The sequence below is a fragment of the Mycobacterium sp. 852002-50816_SCH5313054-b genome (assembly GCF_001667185.1).
Classification (GTDB): domain Bacteria; phylum Actinomycetota; class Actinomycetes; order Mycobacteriales; family Mycobacteriaceae; genus Mycobacterium.
Window position 1 is genome coordinate 1 of record NZ_LZIC01000108.1, and the last position, 1349, is coordinate 1349.

The window sequence follows — 1349 nt, forward strand, 5'->3', positions numbered from 1 at the left end:
CCGCGCCGGTCAGCGTGGAGGAGGCAGCTATCGTCTGCAGATTCGAAGCCTCGGCGCTCAGCGTTTCGGAATAGGCCAGCGTGGACGCTGGACCCGATCCCGACATCAACGCCGTGTAGTTGGCCTCCGGGCTAAAGGTCGGCCACGGATGCGCCACGCGAACCCCTCACCGCTACAGCGACATGGCCGCCGCGCGGATCGCCTCGCTGGCCACCGTGGTCGACCCCGCCAACGACTGGGCGTCCGAAAACAGCCCTCGCTGCGCGGCATGCTCGCCAGCGGTCGCCACATACGCCGCACCCACCGCCGCCAACGCGGCGGCGAACTCCGCCGAATCAGCGTCCGCGCCCATCGGCAGAACTCCCAACAACGTCGGCGCACCTGCGGTCGCACCAGCACCGGTCTGCGCTGCCAACTCCGCCTGGGCCGCCGACGCGGCCGCCACTTCCGCTGGCTCCATCGCGAATACCATCGCCGATCACCTCCACCCCACAGGCGAATATCGACCCATCCTATCCCGGCACCACCAGCGCAGCACCTCACCAAAACCCATTGCAACCGTCTGTCGCACCCGGATCAGCCAACCCGCGTACGCTTTGAAAACTTTCATTCTCAGCAGATGCAGCGATGTGTCGACTACCTCCCGGGAGCAGCGATGTCGTATGTGGTGGCGGTTCCGGAGATGTTTGCCGCGGCGGCATCGGATTTGGCGCGTGCCGGAGCGGCGGTGACCGCCGCGAGCGCGGCCGCGTCGGGCCCGACGACCAGGTTGCTGGCCGCCGGCGTCGATGAGGTGTCGACGGCGGTGGCGGCGCGGTTTTCTGATCACGCGCAGGACTTTCAGGAGCTCAGCGCGCGGGCGGCGGCGTTCCAAGCCCAGTTTGTGCAGACGTTGACCGGCGCCGAGGGCGCGTATGCGGGCGCCGAGGCGGCCAACTCCTCACCGCTGCAGGCCGTACAAGAAGCCGTGCTGGGTCCCATCAATGCGCCGTTCCTCGCGTTGTTGGGGCGGCCGCTGATCGGCAATGGTGCCAACGGGGCCGCGGGGACGGGGACGCCCGGAGGGGCTGGCGGCATTCTGATCGGCAGCGGCGGTAACGGCGGGTCCGGCGCAACGGGCCACAACGGCGGGGCTGGCGGGGCCGCCGGGCTGTTCGGCGCCGGCGGCGCAGGCGGCGCTGGCGGCACCGCCGGCGGAACCGGTGGGGCAGGCGGCGCCGGCGGTGCCGGCGGACTGTTCGCGGGCCACGGCGGGACCGGCGGCCTCGGCGGCTTCGGCGGCGTCACCGGCGGGGTCGGCGGGTTCGGGGGCGCTGGCGGGCTGTTCGGCGGTGCCGGCGGGTTAGGGG

2 protein-coding genes are annotated in these 1349 nt (G+C 71.4%); one reads left to right on the plus strand and one right to left on the minus strand.

All coding sequences use genetic code 11. The features are described from left to right. Positions 1–172: 172 nt before the first annotated feature. Positions 173–460 (minus strand): PE family protein, encoded by a 288-nt coding sequence (locus A5787_RS20355; RefSeq protein WP_231994087.1) that lies wholly within the window; start codon positions 458–460, stop codon positions 173–175. A 195-nt stretch (positions 461–655) separates the two neighbouring features. Between A5787_RS20355 and A5787_RS20360 the strand changes: the two genes are divergently transcribed. Next, the coding region (locus A5787_RS20360; RefSeq protein ID WP_156764049.1) for a PE family protein at positions 656–1349 on the plus strand (694 nt) is incomplete at its 3' end.

Coding starts and splice junctions, on each gene's coding strand:
- A5787_RS20355 (WP_231994087.1), bottom strand. CDS start 460: ATGGAGCCAGCGGAAGTGGCGGCCGCGTCGGCGGCCCAGGCGGAGTTG.